At 30.0% G+C, this 21,622-nt stretch carries 22 protein-coding genes; 15 read left to right on the forward strand and 7 right to left on the reverse strand.

Annotated features, from left to right (window positions below; genetic code table 11):
* Positions 1-24: 24 nt before the first annotated feature.
* Entirely contained in the window at positions 25-996 is a 972-nt protein-coding gene (locus GB234_RS12630; protein ID WP_151894939.1) for a C1 family peptidase, read from the reverse strand.
* A gap of 236 nt (positions 997-1,232) precedes the next feature.
* Here GB234_RS12630 and GB234_RS12635 point away from each other — a divergent pair, with 236 nt between their 5' ends.
* From GB234_RS12635 to GB234_RS12695, 13 genes are all read left to right on the forward strand, one after another.
* Positions 1,233-1,712 (forward strand): hypothetical protein, encoded by a 480-nt coding sequence (locus GB234_RS12635; RefSeq protein ID WP_151894940.1) that lies wholly within the window; start codon positions 1,233-1,235, stop codon positions 1,710-1,712.
* Between the two features lie 153 nt (positions 1,713-1,865).
* Positions 1,866-2,279: a response regulator gene (locus tag GB234_RS12640; RefSeq protein ID WP_151894941.1), complete on the forward strand. Its 414-nt coding sequence runs from the start codon at positions 1,866-1,868 to the stop codon at positions 2,277-2,279.
* Positions 2,279-2,818 (forward strand): heme NO-binding domain-containing protein, encoded by a 540-nt coding sequence (locus GB234_RS12645; protein ID WP_151894942.1) that lies wholly within the window; start codon positions 2,279-2,281, stop codon positions 2,816-2,818. Before GB234_RS12640 ends, GB234_RS12645 begins: the two co-directional genes overlap by 1 nt.
* On the forward strand, positions 2,818-5,184 hold the full coding sequence (locus GB234_RS12650; protein WP_151894943.1) for a PAS domain S-box protein: 2,367 nt from the start codon (positions 2,818-2,820) through the stop codon (positions 5,182-5,184). Before GB234_RS12645 ends, GB234_RS12650 begins: the two co-directional genes overlap by 1 nt.
* Before the next feature lie 4 nt (positions 5,185-5,188).
* Positions 5,189-5,503 carry an Hpt domain-containing protein gene (locus tag GB234_RS12655; RefSeq protein WP_151894944.1) on the forward strand — a complete coding sequence of 105 codons (315 nt, stop codon included), beginning with the start codon at positions 5,189-5,191 and terminating at the stop codon, positions 5,501-5,503.
* Between the two features lie 8 nt (positions 5,504-5,511).
* Positions 5,512-6,225, forward strand: coding sequence for a LytR/AlgR family response regulator transcription factor (locus GB234_RS12660; RefSeq protein ID WP_151894945.1), 714 nt, complete (start codon positions 5,512-5,514; stop codon positions 6,223-6,225).
* Positions 6,226-6,441: 216 nt separating this feature from the next.
* Positions 6,442-7,143 (forward strand): hypothetical protein, encoded by a 702-nt coding sequence (locus GB234_RS12665; protein ID WP_151894946.1) that lies wholly within the window; start codon positions 6,442-6,444, stop codon positions 7,141-7,143.
* 216 nt (positions 7,144-7,359) lie between these two features.
* Positions 7,360-7,935 carry a cysteine hydrolase family protein gene (locus GB234_RS12670; RefSeq protein WP_151894947.1) on the forward strand — a complete coding sequence of 192 codons (576 nt, stop codon included), beginning with the start codon at positions 7,360-7,362 and terminating at the stop codon, positions 7,933-7,935.
* 17 nt (positions 7,936-7,952) lie between these two features.
* Positions 7,953-9,161: a sensor histidine kinase gene (locus GB234_RS12675; protein WP_151894948.1), complete on the forward strand. Its 1,209-nt coding sequence runs from the start codon at positions 7,953-7,955 to the stop codon at positions 9,159-9,161.
* 331 nt (positions 9,162-9,492) lie between these two features.
* On the forward strand, positions 9,493-10,179 hold the full coding sequence (locus GB234_RS12680) for a response regulator transcription factor (RefSeq protein WP_151894949.1): 687 nt from the start codon (positions 9,493-9,495) through the stop codon (positions 10,177-10,179).
* A gap of 7 nt (positions 10,180-10,186) precedes the next feature.
* A complete protein-coding gene (locus GB234_RS12685) occupies positions 10,187-11,566 on the forward strand; it encodes a HAMP domain-containing sensor histidine kinase (protein WP_151894950.1) in 1,380 nt (459 codons plus the stop codon).
* 84 nt (positions 11,567-11,650) lie between these two features.
* Complete coding sequence (locus GB234_RS12690; RefSeq protein WP_151894951.1) at positions 11,651-12,133, forward strand: hypothetical protein; 483 nt, start codon at positions 11,651-11,653, stop codon at positions 12,131-12,133.
* Positions 12,134-12,151: 18 nt separating this feature from the next.
* Positions 12,152-13,828: a SulP family inorganic anion transporter gene (locus GB234_RS12695; RefSeq protein ID WP_151894952.1), complete on the forward strand. Its 1,677-nt coding sequence runs from the start codon at positions 12,152-12,154 to the stop codon at positions 13,826-13,828.
* An 89-nt stretch (positions 13,829-13,917) separates the two neighbouring features.
* Here GB234_RS12695 and GB234_RS12700 read toward each other — a convergent pair whose 3' ends face one another.
* On the reverse strand, positions 13,918-14,430 hold the full coding sequence (locus GB234_RS12700) for a VOC family protein (protein ID WP_151894953.1): 513 nt from the start codon (positions 14,428-14,430) through the stop codon (positions 13,918-13,920).
* A gap of 155 nt (positions 14,431-14,585) precedes the next feature.
* Between GB234_RS12700 and GB234_RS12705 the strand changes: the two genes are divergently transcribed.
* Positions 14,586-14,861, forward strand: coding sequence for a winged helix-turn-helix transcriptional regulator (locus GB234_RS12705; protein WP_151895078.1), 276 nt, complete (start codon positions 14,586-14,588; stop codon positions 14,859-14,861).
* A gap of 25 nt (positions 14,862-14,886) precedes the next feature.
* On the opposite strand, the gene GB234_RS12710 is transcribed toward GB234_RS12705, so the two are convergent.
* From GB234_RS12710 to GB234_RS15095, 5 genes are all read right to left on the reverse strand, one after another.
* Positions 14,887-15,888: an alpha/beta fold hydrolase gene (locus GB234_RS12710; RefSeq protein ID WP_151894954.1), complete on the reverse strand. Its 1,002-nt coding sequence runs from the start codon at positions 15,886-15,888 to the stop codon at positions 14,887-14,889.
* A 30-nt stretch (positions 15,889-15,918) separates the two neighbouring features.
* Positions 15,919-18,210, reverse strand: coding sequence for a TonB-dependent receptor family protein (locus tag GB234_RS12715; protein ID WP_151894955.1), 2,292 nt, complete (start codon positions 18,208-18,210; stop codon positions 15,919-15,921).
* A gap of 35 nt (positions 18,211-18,245) precedes the next feature.
* On the reverse strand, positions 18,246-19,541 hold the full coding sequence (locus GB234_RS12720) for a PQQ-dependent sugar dehydrogenase (protein WP_151894956.1): 1,296 nt from the start codon (positions 19,539-19,541) through the stop codon (positions 18,246-18,248).
* A 196-nt stretch (positions 19,542-19,737) separates the two neighbouring features.
* Positions 19,738-20,331 (reverse strand): T9SS type A sorting domain-containing protein, encoded by a 594-nt coding sequence (locus tag GB234_RS12725; RefSeq protein ID WP_172966885.1) that lies wholly within the window; start codon positions 20,329-20,331, stop codon positions 19,738-19,740.
* The gene (locus tag GB234_RS15095) at positions 20,324-20,662 is read right to left on the reverse strand and encodes a hypothetical protein (RefSeq protein ID WP_172966886.1); all 339 of its coding nucleotides are present in this window, start codon (positions 20,660-20,662) and stop codon (positions 20,324-20,326) included. The genes GB234_RS12725 and GB234_RS15095 overlap by 8 nt, the downstream gene beginning before the upstream one ends.
* Positions 20,663-21,009: 347 nt before the next feature.
* Here GB234_RS15095 and GB234_RS12730 point away from each other — a divergent pair, with 347 nt between their 5' ends.
* Positions 21,010-21,615, forward strand: coding sequence for a hypothetical protein (locus tag GB234_RS12730; RefSeq protein WP_151894958.1), 606 nt, complete (start codon positions 21,010-21,012; stop codon positions 21,613-21,615).
* Positions 21,616-21,622: the final 7 nt, after the last annotated feature.

The following is a 21,622-nucleotide window of genomic DNA, read 5'->3' on the forward strand; positions in this document are numbered from 1 at the left end:
GTAAAATTATTTTCATGATATTTATTAAAGATCATACGCAATAAATGCTTGGTTAATAACCTTAAATGCTGCATTTTGAACAGATGCATTATCAAAAGCTTTATAATCAAACCAAACAAAACCATTGTCTCCCCAGTTTTCTCCCCACGAGTTTACAATTTTAAAAGCGTTATATTCATCTGAATACCCTACAACCAGCATAGCATGGCATCTGTCCAAACTATAATCTACTACGTGCTCTCTATAAGCGGATAGTCCAAAATCATCTTCTCTGCCAAATTGAGAGGACAAATATGCTGTTATGATTATTGGTTTTTGTTCATTTAATAAAGCCTTCATCTCTAGAGTCATATTTTCCCCACTTAAATTTTTAAAATCACTTATTCTATTTTGAAAAGCTTCATCATCCTGTTCTTGAGTAGGTTGTTCAACGCATGTTGTTTCTGTGTAAGGAAACGAATCCATAGAACAAGCTCCTTTATTTTTTAGAATACTTAGTGTTGCTTCTACTTGAGTACCCACACAATTTCCTAAAGTTATCTGGTTATAAGTATAGGCAGGGCTCATAATATTTATATCGTTAAATGGAATTCCTGTTTCTATATTCTCTTGCATCGATTTCATATAATAGGTTACTGCCCAAGAAACACATGAGCCTTGTTGTCCTTGGCTCATTACCGGAGGTAAGAATTCTGACAAGTCATAAAATTCAGGTAAATCTTGTGGAATAATTATTTCGTCAGGTACATTGTTAGGATTGACAAGATAATCGCCGCTACCTATACAAATACCACCAGTATAATAATCTTCGTTGGGATCTAGATCTGGATCAGGATCAATATCAGGATCAGGGTCTGGATTTTCATTAGGGTCATCAGGATTTTCTGTGTCATTGTCTGTATTTTCGACGTATGTTCCAATATCTACAGGTTCGTTTTCACAGGAGATAAAAAGTATAACTATTAAAATGCTGATTAACAAAATGATTTTTTTCATAGCAATTTTTGTTTTGTTCTTTCTTTATAGTCTGCTATGGTTTAAAATAGTTGCGTGGTTTTAATGTTTATTTTTAGTTTAAACAATTTCTTATAGGGTGCTATTTACTTGAATTTAAATAACTGCACAAAATTACCATTCGTCTACACATAATTACCCATCTAACGATTTTTGAAAAATTGACACTTAGCAGTCACATAAGTTTGTGCTATCAACAAAAAATAAAATTTGATATTATGCTTAGATCTAATTTATACATACTTGAATGTTTTTTAGTTTTTATAAATGAACTAACTTCATTAAGTTTTGAAAAATACATGCAGTTTGCTACTAGTTTTTTAAAAGTGACTTTCAATAATGAAAATTGGTCAAATGGTTCAATAAAGTCTATTTCAATTAAAACTTTAACTTCAGAAACTACCACAGATATTAATTTAAACAAACATTATTATAGTGCACAAGAGATTTTAATAATGGACTTAATTCAAAAAAAGAAAAACATAAATAATCAAATTACTCATAATATCGAGCGATTAGATTATATCTCAAAAATGGAATCAACATTTGAAAATTTAGCTTCTAAAAATATATGTGACATTAATAAACTACAGGAATATATAACTTTTAAGTATGAGGTTCAATCAGATATAGCAAACCTTGTTAATGAACTTTCTACTTTAGAAAATCCTTGTAATACTAAACTTAATGCTGCTTAAGGAATAAGTTTATTGACATATTAATATACATTTCCATTCGTCTACACTTTATTTCCATTCGTCTTCATAACTTTACACTTTTACCGAAATAAACGTCAAATAACATTAAAACATGAGATATTTGAATTTATTTAACCTCTCTAAATGTTATAAATGAACAAACAACTGTCAATCCTTTTTATTGAAGACGACTTGGTCGAAACAATGAAAATACATAGGATTATAGATAAACTTGGTCTCAATCACCATATTCATGAAGCAAAAAACGGTGAACAAGCGCTAAATTATTTAAATAACAACAATGATCTTCCAGATATTATCCTCCTTGACTTGAATATGCCAAAAATTAACGGAATCGAATTTTTAAAAATTTTAAAAAATGATGAAGTTATGAAGTACATTCCTACAGTTATTTTAACAACTTCACACAATCGAAAAGATATTTTAGAATGTTATAATATAGGCATCGCTGGATATATTATTAAACCATTAAAATATGAAGATTATGTATCTAAAATTGATACATTGTTATCTTATTGGAGTATGAATGAATTAATTAAAGCATAATGAAAGGTATTGTATTTACAGAGTTTTTAGAATTAGTTGAAGAAAAATTTGGATTAGAGGTGGTTGATAAAATTATCACACAATCTAATTTACCTTCTAAAGGGGCATATACTGCTGTAGGTACATATGCTTTTTCTGAAATGTTAAGTTTATTAAATCACTTAAGTAACCATACTAATATTAGTATTGATGATTTATTGCTAGTATATGCAGAGCATTTTTTTAAAGTAATTGTTGATAGCTATCCAGAAATAATCAAATCATATAAAGATCCTCTTGAAATGCTAGCATCAATAGAAAATCACATACATCTTGAGGTTTTAAAAATATACCCTGATGCAGAATTGCCAACATTTACAATTATAGATAAAACAGAAGACTCTCTTAACATGATTTACAAATCGAGTAGATCGATGCATTATTTTGGACTTGGGTTAATGAATAAAACTTTTGACCATTTTAAGGCCTCAGCCACAATTACTATGGAAAAAATAAAAGAGAATGGAACAGAAGTGAAATTTTCTATTATTAAAAACTAATGAGTAAGGATAAGGTAAATATATTAGAACGTGCTTTAGAAAGAGAAAAACTCGCTAGAAAAGAAGCTGAAAAGATTTTAGAAAGCAAAGCATTTGAGCTCTATGAATTAACAGATAAGCTCAAAGAGAGTAATAATGTATTAGAAAGTTTATTAGCAAAGAAAGATCTTGAGTTAAAGGGGGTATTTAAAAATATCGTTGACGCATACTGTGTAATGGATTTGTATGGTAACGTTCTAGAAATGAATGATGCTACTTTCGAACTTTTAGAGTGCAAGTCAAAATCAGATCCTATACAATTATCAAATTTTGTACACAAAAATGATATTGTTCCAACCTTTGAGGCATTTTATTTAATTAGAGAAAAAGGAGCACTTAAAGATTTTAATGTTAGAATTATTACAAAAAATAACAATGTCAAACAACTTCATATTAATGCAAGTGTAATTTATAACCAAAAAGGTAAACCTATTGCTATACAGGGAATAGCAAGAGATATAACTCATGAAAGAAAACTTCAATTAAACCGTATTGAATCTGAAAGTAGATTAAAAGCACTGATTGGAAATTTAGATAGTGGTATTTTACTTGAAGATGAACACAGAGAAATTGTACTTGCAAATAAAAAACTATGTGATTTATTTAAAATTTCTGACTTACCGGAAAAATTAATTGGTAAAAACTGTGGGAGATTTGCTCATGAGTCTAAATATGCATTTAAAAATCCAGAGAAATTTATAACTAAGATTGATACATTAATCAAAAATAGAAAAGAGACACTCTCTGAGGAACTTCATACAGTTGATGGGCGAATATTACAACGAGATTACATTCCCATTTTTAATGATAAAATGTATAAAGGTCATCTTTGGAGTTATAAAGACATAACTAAAGAAAAGGAAGCTCAAACTCTGTTGAAGGAATCTCAAAACAGATTTAAAAATTTAATTCTCAACTTAGATAGTGGTATATTTTTAGAAGATGAAAATAGAGTTGCAATACTCACAAATAAAAAATTTTGTGAACAATTTTATATGCCCAATCCTCCAGAATTTTATGAAGGTGTTGATTGCTCAAATGGAGCAGAAGAAAGCAAATCTCTATTCTTTGAGCCAGAAAGTTTTGTAAGTCGTTATAAAGAAATAATTTCTAAAAGAGAGCCCGTAACACGAGAAGAGGTAAAATTAGTTGACGGTAAAATATTAGAGAGAAATTTTACCCCAATTTTTGAAAAGGATGATTTTAAAGGTCATTTATGGAGTTTTAATGACGTTACCTTAGAGAAAAAATATAATAAAAATTTAGAGGTTGAAAAGCAAAAATACAGCAGCATCATTGCAAATATGAATTTGGGCTTGATAGAAGTTGACACAAATAACATTATTGTTATGGTCAATCAAAGTTTTGCAACCATTACAGGTTATGAAGAAAAAGAGTTAATTGGTATGGAATCTATCAATGTACTTATACCAGAAGAAGAACAGGAAACTGTTAACGAGATAGCAGAACAAACCAGAAATGGTAATTCAGACTCAAATGAAATTCGGATAAAAACAAAAAATGGAAGTTTTAGATCATTATTAGTAAGTTCGGCACCAAATTATAATCATCAAGGAAAAGTCACAGGTTCAATAGGAGTTATACTAGATATTTCAAATACAAAAGAGCTTCAAAGACAAAAGGAGGAGTTATTAAAAAATCTTGAAATTAGTAATAATGAACTTCAGGAATATGCTCATATCGTATCTCATGATTTAAAATCACCATTAAGAAGTATTTTTGCTTTAGTGTCATGGTTAAAAGAAGATAATCTAGATAAACTTGGTAATAATAGTCTGCAAAACATTAGTCTAATCGAGAGTACTTTAGAAAAAATGGAGCAATTAATTTCAGATATTTTACATTATTCGAGTGTAACTTCAGAGCAGAAAATTATTAAGCCAGTTGATTTAAACATAGTAATCAAAAACCTGAAGGAAATTTTATATTTTCCAAGTCATATTGAATTTAAAGTATTAAATAAGTTGCCTATTATTAAAGGAGATGAGACAAGACTTCAACAATTATTTCAAAATTTAATAAGTAATGCTATTAGATACATCGATAAAGAAAATGGTATTATTCAGATTGACTTTATAGAAACTGAAAAATACTACCAATTTTCTGTAATTGATAATGGCATAGGCATTTCAAAAGAGCATTACGATAAAATATTTAAAATTTTTCAATCATTAAACGACAATAAAGAGTCTTCTGGAATAGGGTTGTCAATTGTGAAAAAAATTGTTGATTTGTATAAAGGAAATATTTGGCTTGAAAGTGTAGTAGATGAGGGGACTACATTTTATTTTACTCTAGAGAAATAATCATATGGAAAAATGTAACACGAATTACATTGATGCTTTAAGCGATGGAAACAAGGTGTTTAGAGCTAAATTAATTGCTACTTTAAAAGAAGAATTTCCTAACGAGTTTGTCATTTATTTTGATAATGTTGATAAAGACTTAAAAAAAACAGCCGAATCTGTCCATAAGTTAAAACATAAAATTGGTATTTTGGGTCTTGAAAAAAGTTATGATTTAGCAATTATTTATGAAGAAAATTTGAGAAAACATTCCTTGGAAGGTAAAGAATCTTTTGAGTTAATATTAGATAACATGTATCATTTTATCAATAAACTTTAATTACTTATATGAATTGTATTATAATAGATGATGAAGAAACTGCGAGATCAATAATTGCTCATCTATGTTCAAGTTATGATGAGTTAAATGTAATATGTGATTTTAGCAATGCACTAGATGCAATTAAATTTCTTAATAAAAATGAAATAGACTTAATTTTTTTAGATATTCATATGCCAGATTTTACTGGCTTTGATTTAATAGAAACTCTAAAAAACCCACCCAAAATTGTACTAACGACTTCAGATAAAAATTTTGCTATAGATGCATATGAGTATGACTGTATCAAAGATTATTTAGTCAAGCCTATAACAAAAGAGCGCTTCGCAAAAACTCTTGAAAAAGTAAATAAAACCACTTTTTCAAAAAAAAATAGAGCCACACATTCATCCTCAGATAACAACCAAAAAGACAATGAGTTATTTATTAATATTGATAGGAGGTTAATAAAAATAGATATTTCATCAATAATTTTAGTTGAAGCAAAAGGAGATTATATTTTATTAAAAACGGAGGGTAAAAACTATACAGTACATTCTAGTTTAAAAAAAATACATGAAAAACTACCTGTAAACTTATTCTTAAAAGTACATAGATCTTATTTAATTAATACTAGTAAGATTGTAGATATCGAGGATAATAGCGTTCTTATAGATGGAAACGTAATTCCTGTAAGCCGTTCAAATAGACCAGAGTTAATGAGAAGGCTTAACTTACTTTAATTTTTTTTAAACAAATTATATCCCTTTCTTTTTTAGAATTCTAAACATGATTTCTCGAAATTAGTCTAGGTTTTCGCTTCTTATTTAAGAAAATAAAGTTTAATAATCTAACAAAAAACTTCATTAAACTACACTTCTCCTCCATTCAACGAATTTTAAAATAATCAAGTTTCATATATAAATATGTTTGTTATATAATTACAAACAACTCTTACTATGAAACTTACCAATTTTTTTAAATGTGCATTTTTATTAATCGCCACACAATCGGTTTCTCAAGTAGGGATAAATACTGTGGATCCTACAGCTACTCTAGATATTAATGGTGATTTGAGAATTAGAACTGTAGAAAATGAAATAAATTATGAACTTGCGAAAGATTCACTACTTGTAATCTCAAGAAATGGAAAATTGAAGAGTATTTCCTCAAGTGCAGTATTTAATAGTTTAGAGAAATCTTTAGTTAAATCAAGATTTGTAACTAGCAATGAAATAGATGTCAATTTAATAAGTGGCGTAGCGCAAATACTTCCATTTAATGATGAACTAATCGACATTTATGAGGAGTACAATACTTCAACATATACATTTACGCCAAAAAAAAATGGATATTATAAAATTTTTGCAACAATAAATTTAGCTCCAGATGATATTTTAGGTGCGACATCATCTCTTAGTGTATCACTTCAAGTAAAAAAAGGATTTACTATAATTACAGAGTCTTCCTCTGCTTTAATAGGTGCTGTAGTAGGAACATCAAACGTTTATATTCAACCTATAAGAACTATTGAGACTGTGGAGTATTTGACCACTAATGATGAGGTTAGTTTTTACCTCTTAAATTCAGATTTAGCTCCTCTAGATGTCGATTTGTTAACAGGTGATAATTCATTTTTTTATATAGAAAGGATAAGATGATACTTTTAATTTAAATGTTATTTTTTTCTGAAATGTTACTTTAATTAATATTAATTTAATCTAAAAAAAATTTTTATTGTTTTTTAAAAATCCTTTGGTCTTTTAAATTAAACCATCCGTCTAATGAAAATTGCCACTCACCGATAGATTATCTTTTTTTTAATTTGAAATATACATTTTTGACAGGTATTTGAAATTATAAATTAAAAATTAGGTATGAAAAAAGCATTAATTCTTATAGGATATCAAAACGATTATTTTGCGCAAGACGGTATGTTAAGATCTGTAGTTGAAGAGTCCTCTAAAGTTACAGATATCATCAGAAACACAGTAAACTTAATTGAAAATATAAAAAATATACCAATTATATCTACTCCAATTATCTTTTCAAAAAACTATGAGGAGTTAACTGATCCAGTAGGTATATTAAAAACAATTAAATCTGTGAATGCGTTTAAAGAAGGAACTAGTGGTTCAGAAACCATAGATGAAATTAAAGTATTTGGTGATAAAATAACAGAAATACCGGGTAAACTAGGATTAAATGCTTTTATAAATACGTCACTAGATAAATATTTAAAAGACAATGAGGTGGAGCATGTTCTTTTAGCAGGAACAGTAGCGTCAATTTGTATTGATAGTACCGGTAGATCGGCCTATGAGAGAGGCTACAAGGTAACTATGCTTTCAGATTGTATTTCTGGTCGTACTGTTTTTGAAAAGGATTTTTATTGTGATGAAATTTTCCCCCTTTATGCTAATGTAGAAACATCTTTAAAGCACTACAAATAATTTGCTAATCCAGTATTATGAATAAAGAAGAAACATTAAATATCCAAATCCAAAATCGATTGGTGGAGCAACTTACTGTTAGTAATCGTGAATTAAAATTAATTAATGCATTTACTCAGGATTTACAAAGTACATTAAATACAAGTGAAGTTATTGATTTACTAGCAGACAATTTTAAAGCTTATTTTAATCATTTTTGGTGTGAAGTTTACCTAATGGATGATGATAAAAAAAGATTAATTCGTATTAATCCTGATTCTGAAATGATAAAAAATCATGATGTAATTTGTTATGGTAAAGGATTAATCGGAGAGGTAGCAAAAAGTGGAGTTGCTGAAATCAAAACTCACAATGCTTTTATGGAAGGAGAGCTAAAACCTTTTTTTAAAAGCGAAATAGCGGTTCCATTAGTGCACAATGGAAAAGATGTTGTAGGAGTTATTTACTCGAGGCATATAGATTTTGATTTTTTTAATCAAAATCAAATAAAAACCATACTAACCATTACATCTATTGCAGCATCTAAGGTTTTACAAACGGAAAATTTGGCAAAAATTGAAAATTATCAAACACAATTAGAAGAATATGTTCATATAGTTTCTCATGATTTAAAATCGCCGTTACGTTCAATTAACGCACTTATATCTTGGATTAAGGAGGATAATAAGGATAGTTTAAATTTTGAAACAATTAAAAATTTTGAACTAATTGATGCTACTTTGTTTCAAATGGATAATCTTATTACTAATACTCTAAAATATTCAAAAATAGGGTATGATGTTTATGAAGAAGATGATGAAGTTGATTTAAATGCTGTAATAAAGGATATTGAAAAGACATTGCAAATTGACGAACATATTTCATTTTCAGTCCCTCAACAGTTACCTGTAATTCAGGGCAATAGAACTAAGTTCATGCAAATATTTCAAAACTTAATTGAAAATGCAATTAAATATTGTGATAAATCAAAAGGTCTTATCTTATTGACATATACAGTTGAGGCAGAATACTACACTTTTTCCTTACAAGATAATGGAGTTGGTATACAAGAAAGATATTTTGATAAGATTTTCCAAATATTCCAAACTTTAAATGATCAAAAAGATTCTTCTGGAGTTGGACTTTCAATTGTAAAAAAATTGATTAATAACTATGGTGGTAAAATTTGGTTAAAGAGCCAAGTGGATTTTGGAACAACTTTCTTTTTTACATTGAGAAAAACTTAAAATCCACAAGTTATAAAAAATGACCATGACTATTTTTAAAGCATTAATGTTAAATTATAAGTGCTTCTTGTAATTTATATTAGAATTTTAGTAATATCTGTTTTCTTCTCGTCTAGTTATATAGTAAGTTGGAAAACAAAAATCTCTGTTGTTTTAAAATTTCAGAAAATAGATCAGCAAAAATTTTTTGAAGCTTATTTTCATCTCTGGATAGGCAAAACAAACTTTTATGGCTAATTAGTTACAATTCTAATGTAATTCTAATTTTAAAACTAAAAGTCATAGTTTCAATAATCTATCTTTGTTTTTTTAATAACAAAAAGGCATTATAATCGAAACGCAAATTCTAATTATAGAAGATGAACCCAATGTAGCTGCATTTATTAGCCAAGGCTTGCAGGAGTCTGGTTATAAAGTGTTTGTTGCTTATGATGGGACAAATGGATTAGAGTTATTGAAGCAGAAGGAAATAGATCTTGTCGTATTAGATATTATTTTACCCGGAATTGATGGGAGAGAAGTAGCACAAAATATAAGAAGCCTAGGTTATGAGAACTTGCCTATAATTATGTTAACGGCTTTAGGAACTACAGAAAATATTGTAAAAGGGCTAGACGCTGGAGCTGACGATTATTTAGTAAAACCCTTTAAGTTTAAAGAATTGTTGGCTAGAATAAGGGCTCGTACGAGAAAAAAAGGAGTGCTTGGAAATACAATTCATAAATTAACGATTGAAGATTTAGAATTGGATATTGACGCTAAAATTGTTAAGAGAGCTGGTGTTGAAATAAACTTAACTTCTACAGAGTTTAGGTTACTTGAGTACTTATTAAAAAATAAAAATAGAGTCTCCACTCGTATTAATATTCTTGAGAGCGTTTGGGATATTAATTTTAATATGGGCACTAATGTTGTTGATGTTTATGTTAATTACCTTAGAAATAAAATAGATAAAAAACACGATACTAAACTTATACACACAGTTATTGGTATGGGGTATGTAATAAAAAGCGAATAAAAAAATTATGCAATTAAGGACAAAAATTACATCTATTTTTATAGTTCTTACTAGTTTATTCTTGACGGGCATATTTATACTTATTTATTATAATTCAAAAAAATATACAGAGAGTGAATTTTATCTTCGCTTAAGTCAAAGGGCAACTATTGCAGCACAAGCATATTTAGAGGCAGATGAGCTAAATATTGATATTTATGATGATATTAGGATTCGTCATTTACAAACCTTGCCTAATGAAAAGGAAATTATATATCCTGTTGACGGGGAACGCAAAGTTCCTTTAGTAAATCTTGATGTATCGCTACCAATGAGTTTTTATGAAGAAATTTTTTCTCAAGAATACGCAGAGTTAAAATTAGGTGATTATTATTATACAGGGTTACTTTACCATGACAATGAAGGAGATTTCATTGTGGTTTTATCTGCAACAGATTTATATGGTTTTGGCAAACTAGATAATTTAAGAAACACGCTTATTATTGCTTTTTTTATAAGTATAATTTTTATTCTAATTTTAGGAGGATATTATGCTAGGCAAGCACTAAGCCCTATCGCTAAAATTATTAATGATGTTAATTCTATAAGAGCAGAAAATCTATCCCAACGTTTAAATATTACTAATGGAAAAGATGAGCTAGGTCAACTTGCAAAGACTTTTAATAATATGTTGGATAGATTACAAATTTCTTTTGATCTGCAAAGTAATTTTATCAATAATGCATCACACGAACTTAGAAATCCTCTAACAGCAATTTTGGGTCAGACCGAAATTGCACTTAGTAAAGCAAGAAGTAAGGAAGAATATCACTCAATACTTAAAAATATAGATCTTGAGGCATCACGTCTTGATTTTCTAGTAAATGGATTATTAAAACTTGCTCAAACAGACTTTGATTCTAAGGGGGTTTTAATTGAGCCTATTCGGGTTGATGAGATGATCTTAAGTATCAAAGAGAATATTGATGTAGCAATCCCAAATAATAAAATTGAGATTAATTTTGAGGACTTACCAGAAAATGAAGATGCTATTACATTAATGGGGAGTGAATCTCTTCTAAATGTTTCATTAAGAAATATACTTGAGAATGCTTGTAAATTTTCAGAAAACAAAAAAGTATCTGTAAAAGTATTTTCTAATATTGATTATATATCAATAACAATTAAAGATGAGGGTATTGGTATACCAGAAGATGAATTAAAAAATATTTTTGAACCCTTTTTTCGTGCTTCTAACGTAAGGGGAATAAAAGGTTTTGGTTTTGGACTTCCGCTTGCGTACCGTATTATTAAAATTCATTCAGGAGAAATTAGGTTTGTCACTCAAATTGACAAAGGAACTCTTGTGAAAATTAGCCTTCCTAATAGAAATACCTATAATACTTAAATAAAAAATTCTAATCTCATTCTAATTTCGTTCTTAGACGGCTCTAATAAGTGACAACTATGTTTGTTTAAAAGTTAGAAACCGATGAGAAAAATACTTATTCCCACAAATTTTACTGTTGAATCATTACAGCTTGTTGAATATGCAATTTTAAACTATCCAGATGCAAAACTGGATATAAAGTTAATTGCCGGGTATAAATTACCAAATACCCGCTGGGGTATTACCCATTTTAATGAGAGAGAACAAATTCGTAAACTCTTTAATGAAGATTTTGAAAAGGCCAAACGACACCTAGTGTTTGAATACAAAAAAAACATTGAAGTTTTTTCTTTTGAATTGTTTACAGGTGCAAACTCATTTGCTTTCCAAAATTTTTTAGAACAAGTAGGGGCAGAAGAAGCAGTTGTTCCTAAAGAAAAATCACTTTCATCTTCAAATAAAAATTGTTTTGATGTCACAAATTTTATCAAGAAAAATGTAAAAAATGTGATAGAAGTTCCTGTTGAATTTAGTGAAGAAGTTACAGAGAGAAAGTTTTCATTAATAAGCCTTCTTAATTTATAAATTATAAATAAAATAAAAATGAAAAATTTTTCAACAAAATATTTTAAGTCAGATATAAAATCGGGATTAGTCGTTTTTTTAGTTGCATTACCACTTTGTTTAGGTATTGCGCTAGCAAGTGGTGCGCCACTCTTTTCTGGGATTATTTCTGGAGTAGTTGCAGGTATTGTTGTAGGAACATTAAGTGGATCGCATCTTAGTGTTTCTGGTCCAGCAGCAGGATTAACGGCTATTGTTTTAGCAGCTATTGCAACTTTGGGGTCCTTTGAAGCCTTTTTATTAGCAGGGTTTTTAGCAGGGGTTATACAAATAATTTTAGGGTTCATAAAAGCGGGAGTTCTTTCAAATTATTTGCCCTCTAATGTTATAGAAGGTATGTTAGCTGCAATAGGAATCATTATTATATTGTCACAGTTGCCACATGCAGTAGGTTTTGATGAAATGCATGAAGGGGATTATTTTTTTATAAATGCTGCTGGTGAACATCAGATTTTTACAACTTTAGCAAATACCGTTAATTTTATTCATCCAGGTGCTGTGATCGTGGTATTAGTTTCATTAGCCATACTTATTGCGTTTTTAAAAGTGCCATTTTTTAAAAGGCTAAAATCTATACCTGGAGCATTAGTAGCTGTATTAGCTGGTATTGCAATAAATGAAATATTTAAAGCAACAGGTTCATCCTTAACAATAAGTCAAGAACATTTAGTAAGTCTACCAGTGCCAGAATCTATGACGCAATTTTTAAGTCAATTTAGTCTGCCAGATTTTACAAAAATAATGAATATGGAAATCTGGGTGGTTGCATTAACAATTGCAGCAGTAGCAAGTATCGAAACCTTATTATGTATTGAAGCTGCAGATAAAATGGATCCATTAAAACGATATACAAATACAAACAGAGAGTTAAAAGCACAAGGAGTAGGTAATATGCTAAGTTGTTTAATAGGAGGTATTCCTGTAACATCAGTAATTGTTAGAACCTCTGCAAATGTAAATTCTGGAGGTAGAACTAAAATTGCTGCAATATCACATGGTATATTTTTAATGGTCGCTGTTCTTGCAATTCCTTTTTTATTAAATTTAATTCCGTTGGCATCTCTTGCAGCTGTATTACTTGTAATTGGGTACAAATTGGCAAGTCCAGCAAAATTTGTCCATATGTGGAGAAACAGTAAAAAATTTCAATTTATACCTTTTGTCGTTACAGTTATAGCAATAGTTATGACAGATTTATTAATAGGTGTTGGAATAGGATTAGCTGTTAGTATTTATTTTATTTTACGCGGAAATGTGAAACTGGCATATTTCTTTAAAAAGGATAAACATAAAGAGGGCGAAACCATAAATATGGAATTAGCACAAGAAGTTTCATTTTTGAACAAAGCAGCAATCAAACAAACTTTTGCACATTTTCCTGAAGGTAGTAAGATAATTATTGATGCTTCAACCACCATTTATATTGATCATGATGTTCTCCAGATGATAAAAGAATTTGTGAATGAAGGTGCAGAAGAACGTAACATCACCGTTGAGCTTATAGGGTTTAGAAAAGAATATATGATTGAAAATTCTTCAACTTATGTAACCTCAATTGTATCAGATAATGGAGATTTTGTTTCCCCTAAAGGAGTTAGTAATGGAACAAAAGTACCTTCTAATATCTTAAAAGTTAGAGAACTGGCAACCGTATAAATTCTAACTAATAACAGAAAGCACATTCAGTATTAAAATATAATTAAGCGCTTTAATACTGAATGTGCTTTATAAATTTGTTTGTTATATTATTTTGAATAAGCTCCAGATGAGTATGTCAATTCATAACTGTGAGTATAAATTTCAAAAACAATCCCAAACGGGTCCTCCACATAGCACATTTTAAATGGCTTTTCTTTAGGGTAATATGCTCTAATAGGCATTCTCTGTTTTCCTCCGTAAGAAATAATCTTTTCAATAAGCTCTTCAATATTTGGATCTTGTACACAAAAGTGAAAAAGACCAGTATTAAAGGGATTGAACTCAGGAGCTTCTTTAACTCCATTTGGAAATGAAAATAATTCAATACCTATTCCATCCGAAGTTGCTAAATGTGCAATTTCAAACTCATCCCAATCTTCGCCAAAAACATCAATACACATTTGACCAATCGCAGTTTGGGCTTCCTTTTTTACTTTTGACGGTTCCATAATAATATACCATCCCATTACCTCAGAATAAAATTTTACAGCTTTATCTATATTAGGCACTGTTATTCCAACATGCGAAAATGATTTAGGATAGTTATTTTTATCTTTCATAAATTTAATTTAGCATTCAAAATTAAATTATATTTACCTTATGGGCAATAACTTACTAAAAAGTAATATAGTTACCTAAAGGAGTAAAATAATGATTATTAATAGTTTAATAAGTAATTTTGAATAAAGAAAATAGCTGTCCTTTAAATTATACAATGAATTTGATAGGAACTAAATGGAAACCATTAATACTTTTTCATTTATTAGAAGGAGATTTACGCTCAGGAGTTTTGCAAAAGAAAATCCCAGGGATATCAAATAAAATGTTCACTCAAACTGTAAGAGAGTTAGAGAAAGATGGTCTTGTTTTTAGAACAGTTTTCCCTGTAGTCCCTCCTAAAGTTGAATACGGTTTGAGTAAAAGAGGTGAATCTCTTGAGGATATATTAAGAAGTTTAGATACTTGGGGGTTAAATGATTGTCAAGATTAATTTGATTGTGTTGTTCAAAAAAACATTACTCTTTGAGAAATACTATTAAAGGTTTAATAAAACTCTCAAATTTTTCAATGTGAGGTAAATGCCCTACATTTTCTAATTCTATTAATGTTGCATTAGGAATTTCTTTTTGTGTTTTTTCGCCTAAAATTTCATATAAACCCATAGTTTTTCTAACTTCATCAGACACTAACGGTTTTCCAAGTGCGGTTCTATCTCTTGTCCCAATGATTAATAGGGTAGGAGCGGTTATGTTTTTGAACTCATAAACCACAGGTTGTGTAAAGATCATGTCATACGTAAGCGCAGCATTCCATGCGATTTTATTATAATCTGAATTTAATGTCCATCCAGCCAGTAAATTAACCCATTGATTATATTCTGGCTTCCAGTTGTTGTCATAATAACTTTCTAATTGATATTTTTTAATACCCTCATAATTCTTTTTAAGTTCATTTTTAAACCACCATTCAACAGGTTTATATGGCACTTTTAATTTCCAATCTTCTAATCCTATAGGGTTTTCTAAAATTAACTTAGTAGTAGTTTTAGGATACATTAAAGCAAAACGAGTAGCAAGCATACCTCCCATTGAATGCCCTAAAATAGCGGTTTCTTTTATATTTAAAGTGTCAAGTATTTTTTTAGTATTCTGTGCTAGTTGTTGAAAGGTATAATGAAAATAGTCTGGTTTTGAAGATTTTCCAAACCCAATTTGATCAGGAACTATAACTCTAAATCCTTCTTTACTTAAAGCCTGGATTGTAGTTTTCCAATATGCACCATTAAAATTTTTACCATGAAATAATACAATGTTTTTTCCATTATAATTTTCTGGTTTAATGTCCATATAAGCCATCTTCAAATTTTGTTCTTGTACATTAATCTCTAATGTAGAAACTGTATATGGGTATTTGTAGTTTGATAATTCAATGTCTAACCATTGTAAATCATTAGTTTGCGCATTTGCAGATTGAAATAAAAGTATAATAGTTGAAATTGCTAATAAAATGTTCTTCATAAAATTAAATTTTGAGTTCTTATACTATCATTACATTGAGTACTTTACTTTAAAACCACTAAACCAGTTGCGGGGTATTCCTGGATAATAATAGCGAGGTTCTGAGTTTCCAAACCCAACAGCGTTAATTAATATAGACGATGCATAAGTTTCATCTAGAACATTATTTAAACCAGCATTTACCTCGATTAAAAGTCGGTTCGTAATGTTGTATGTATAAGATAGTTTTGTGTTAAATACTTTGTAATCTTCAGAGTATAAGGTGTTAGCGTCATTTAATGGCATGTCTCCAACATAAAGAAAATTTGTATTTAAGCTGAAATTTTTAAATCCAAAACGCAAACCTCCATTAACCTTATTATTTGGCACACCTGTGAGTTTATTTCCTGAATAACTAACGTTGCCATCAACAAAATCAATAAATTTATTGTCAGAAATTTCAGCATTTAAATAAGGTGCTAGAAAGAAACCATTATTAAATATATGTGAGTATAAAATAGATAATTCCACACCCTTGTGTTCAGTTTTTCCTGCATTACGACCTATAAATTGGTCTTCTCCTACGCGGTCTGCAACAAGTAAATTATCAATGTCAATTAAATAAGCAGCAAGTTTTAATTGTAGTTTCCCTTTAAATAAAAATATTTGGCTACCTACCTCATAATTAAATCCAGTCTCTGGGCCTAAGTCAGGATTTATGACTCCTTGGGGCGTGAGTGTCTCTTCAATAGATGGATAATTAAAACCTCTACTCACATTAAGGTATGCTTTTAAATTTTGGGTATATTGATAGAATACACTTAGATTAGGTGCAAAAATAGGGTTGAAATCACGACTTGCATTTTTGTTGTTTTCACCAGTATTAAATTTATCTGTAAATGTGTAATCTGTTTTATTAAAGTTTATGCCCAACTGTATTTTTAACTTTTCGGTTATTGGCAATGTTGTAGTTGCAAAAACATTTAGTGTATTTCTTTTTTCTTTATTATCACTTAATAATTGCCCTTCTAAACTTCCGTTACCGTTATTTTCTTCATACAAATTTTCAATGGTTTTCCAGTTGTATTGATCGTTATACATTTCGGCACCAAAACTTAAAGTAGCATTATTTTTAAAAAATTTAAAGTCGTTTGCAAAAAGTGTTCTTGCTCCATATCCATTTGTAAATTCGTCTAGAATATTAAAAGGTCTTGGTTCGTAATGATCTAAATATGTATAAAATACGGATGTGGTGTTGCTTAGGTTATCTGTAAAGCGATGTGTGTAATTTATGCCGGTTAAGACCTGTTTGTTATCTTCAAAACCTTTAGCAGCATTCCATGTAAAAGCGGCTTGAGAGGGATCTTCTTCAAAGTCGGTTTTACTAATGGAACTTGGAATTTGCGCATTATAATCTGTGAAATTTACTAGTATGCCAATTTCATTTTTTGAATCAAAAGTATAATTAGAAGTTAGCAAAAAAGCATTGCGATTATAAGTGCTATTTTCACGAAATCCATCTGTTTCTAAATGATCATAATTTAAATTTAATGCTAGTTTTTCATCTGCAGTGGCTACCGAAATATTGTTTTTCACAAATCCAAAACTTCCCACAGTAAGATTACTTTTAAAATAGGTTTCACCCGGTACAGCTTGTTTTGAATTTAATAATAATGTACCACCTAAGTTTGTCCCATATTGTGTTGCTTTTGGCCCCTTTACAATTTCTAAACGTTCTATATCCTCAGGGTCAAAAGCATCAATGGTGGTGTCACCAGTACCATTAGTAATAGGGATACCATTAAAATAGGCGCGTATTTTATTTGTACCATAAAGCGTTCTAGATCCAACTCCTCTAATTACAATTCGATTGGTATTTAATGCGCCACTTTGAATATAGACCCCTGGAGTTTCATTTATCGCCGAAACTAAATCTAAGGGACTATATTCAATAAATTTTTCTGCTGAAATTTTTGCTGTTGGAATAATTACTTTGCTTTCTTTTTGATACGTTGAAGAGATAACTACCTCGTCAAGATCTTGCGTGTTTTCTATAGCGAATAAATTAAAAGTAGCATTGTTTTTAGATACTGTAATAGTACGTAAAAAATAATCTGGGTGCTTTAATTCAAGTGTGATTGGGAGTTGATATGTTTCTGATAATGAAAAATATCCCTCCGTATTAGTTTCTGAGATTACTTCACCGTTTAATAAAATGACAACATTAGGAATAGCGGTGCCTGAGTAATTAATTACTTGGTTTTTTATTGTTTGAGATAATAAGGGATTAAAAATGGCGGATACATAAATAACCGCCATTATTTTAAAAAGAATAAATTTCATTAATATTTCAGAATAAAAATTTTAGAATGTATATGCTATTTATTATAGCTCACTTTCCATATAGTATTACCAGTATCATCGTTTACTAATAAATCTCCAGATGGTGTTACAGCAACACAAACAGGCCTTCCATAAACTTTAGAATCACTATTGTTTGCAATAAAACCTGTAAGGAAATCCACAGGTTTTCCTGTAGGCTTTCCATTTTCAAAAGGGATGAAAACTACACTATATCCAGAAAGTACAGAGCGGTTCCATGAACCATGTTGCCCTACGAATACTCCATTTTTGTATTGCTTCGGAAATGTATCTCCATCATAAAATGTTAATCCAAGAGAGGCTGTATGAGGGCCCACAGAAACATCTGGAATGATTGATTTTGCGACAAGTTCTGGTGCTTTTCCTTTTAATCTTGGATCTTCTATTGAACCATAGTAAGAATAGGGCCATCCATAAAACCCACCTTTTTTTACACTTGTAACATAATCTGGCACTAGATTATCACCTATTTCGTCACGCTCGTTTACCGCTGTCCATAATTCGCCATTAGCAGGATTCCAATTCATACCTACAGGGTTTCTAAGTCCGCTGGCATAAATTATTTCGTTCTCCCCGTTTAGATCAACTTCTAATATATTAGCACGTCTTATTTCTTCTTCCATTCCATATTCGCCCACATTACTAGCAGAACCTACAGAAATATAGATTTTATCCTGTGCTTCATTTGTAATAATATTACGTGTCCAGTGATGATTATATCCTCCAGCTGGCAGTGTGACTATTTTTTTTCCTTCATTTGACTTTAAAGAAGTTTGACCACTTTTATAAGGATATTTATAAAGTCCATCTGTGTTAGCTACATAAAAATAATTATCAATGATTAACATACCTAATGGCTGTTTTAAATCACTTAAAAAAGTTTTGCGAACATCAATGGTGCCATCATTATTTTCATCTCGTAACAAGGTAATTAGATCTGCACTATCTTTAGTGTTTGCTTCAGAAACAAACATGTCTCCATTTGGACCTATGTAAGTCCAGCGTGGGTTATTAAAACCATCGGCAAGTTTAGTAACAGTAAATCCTTCTGGAGCTACTGGCATATTACCTTCTGGCCAATCTACAAGTTTGGTTTGATTTCTAACAGATTCTGTTTCGTAGGGTTTTGGTAAGATTAAAGGTCCAATGGCTGTCTGTACAGTATCCGCAGGTTTTTGAGAAATCATCTCTTTCTCCTCGTCAGAAACTTTCATCTCTTTCTCTTGTTTGGTCTTACAGGCTACGATAGAAATCATTAAAAGAATGACAACTATAAAGTTAGATTTTTTCATATCAATGGTTTTAAATCAAAGTTAACAGATTCATAATGAAGTTACTTGTCTAAACTGTTTCTTATAATAATCTTAACATTAATAGTTAAAAAAAACATATTGATGAATAGTTTTTTTTAAATAAAAATGCCCGCTAAAAATAGTGGGCGTTCAATAAATTTGATAGGAACTATTACAAATTATAAGTTATACTTATTTATTTTTTTGTCATTTTAAATGTTTTGCTTACTTCTTCAATTAAAATAGTACAGAAATAAACTCCGCTAGTTTCAGGAAATGAAAGTTCAATATTTTTTTCCTGCTGAAATATATTATTAAACACAACTTGACCTACTGTATTATATATTGTGACATCCACATCATTTAAATGTTCTGGTAGTGCTACTGTAAAATTTCCATTAGTAGGGTTTGGGTAGGCTAAAATTTCCGAAGAAAAAATTATAGTATCAATAGTGCCTAATATTAGGTTGTTGAATTTTATGACAAAGGCGTCTGCATCTCCATTTGAAGTAACACTGTTAATCCCGGCTCTTGGCTGAAAATCTACTGTTAGCCTTAAAGTACCACCCAGAATTACGGCGTCTTGATTATCGACCGCTACAGAGACCCCAGCATCTACAGCAGATCCACCCATGTTAAATGCACTTAAAAAATTCCCGTTGCTATCTAAATTTAATAAAAAAGCATCTTTATGGCCATTTGATGTAAGGTTAAATGTATTCTGCCCAGGATCAAAATCAATCGTTTCTTGAAATTGTCCAGAAATAAGAATGTCATTTTCACTATTCAAAGTAATGGACCAGCTTCGGTCGTGAGAGATGGGGTTCCCAAAATTGTAAGCCCAGATAAATTGTCCATCGGTATTTAATTTTGTAAAAAAAATCTTGGTCACCATTAGATGTAATGTTTGAAATTCCATTGCTAGGATCCATATCCATTGTTTCATAAAAGCTATCCGTTACATAAATATCATCATTTGTATCCAAAATCATAGATGTATATCCTATGAGATTATCGTTTCCAAAATTTACAGCCCAAAGTAATTGATTGTTAAGGTCATATTTAGCGATAAAAAAATCGTTCTGACCGCTACTCGTGAGTTCAAAAGTAGCCACTTCCACCTACCGTATTTAGCCAAGCAACATCTTGGACATTTAATAATAATGAAGTGAAAAACATGAATATTAGTAATTATATCTTATTCATAGCAACTTTTTTTATGGGTTCTTTCTCTATAGTCTGAAAAAGAAAAAAAGGTTGCGTTTAATGTTTTTGTTTTACATTATTAATAATGTTGTTATTTGAAGCTATCATTTAATTAAATATCAATTTTAAAATTCTATGTTAATTAAATGCAACATGAAAGCGCTTTATCATATAGTTCAACTGTATTAAATAAATACCTACTATTGGGTATTTTGTATTTTTTATTGATGTCCTAATTTTGATCAAACTAAAATTTATACTTATGAAATATTTTAAAATTACTATTTGTACGTTTTTAATTGGTCTACTATTTAGTTCCTGTGAAAAAGATGAGATTGGAGATTTCTATATTGGTATTACAAATACTTACGATTTTTCTATAGCAATATCAATGGACGGGGTCGATTTGAGTAGAGTAGAATTATCACCTGGACAAAGTTCTTATGGAAATGCAGCACCCGGTACCTATACGGTTTCAGCTCGTGTAACTGGGGATGACCCAAATAACGAGTTTCCATCAAATGCATCAGTAACTAAAAATTTTATTGAGGATGGTAATTATGGGTGGATTGCTGGAGAGCCTGATGTTGAATATTTTGGTAATGTAAATGAACCTTCTGATCCAGTAGATCCAAACAGTGGCGGAAATGGTTCTGGCGGAAATGGTGGTAATGGTTCTGGTGGAAACGGTGGTAATGGCGGTGGCGCTAATTGCGATAATTTAAATTATAATGGCCCTACCGAAGGACAAATAATGCAATTTTGTCAAGCAGCTCAACTTTACGAATGTTTAGGTGCAACGACTGAGCAAGATTATGTTTGCGATGTTATTGCAAGCTATGGCGCAAGTTGTCCTTATTGTAATTAAAAAATAA

The sequence above is a fragment of the Patiriisocius marinistellae genome (assembly GCF_009014635.1).
GTDB lineage: Bacteria > Bacteroidota > Bacteroidia > Flavobacteriales > Flavobacteriaceae > Patiriisocius > Patiriisocius marinistellae.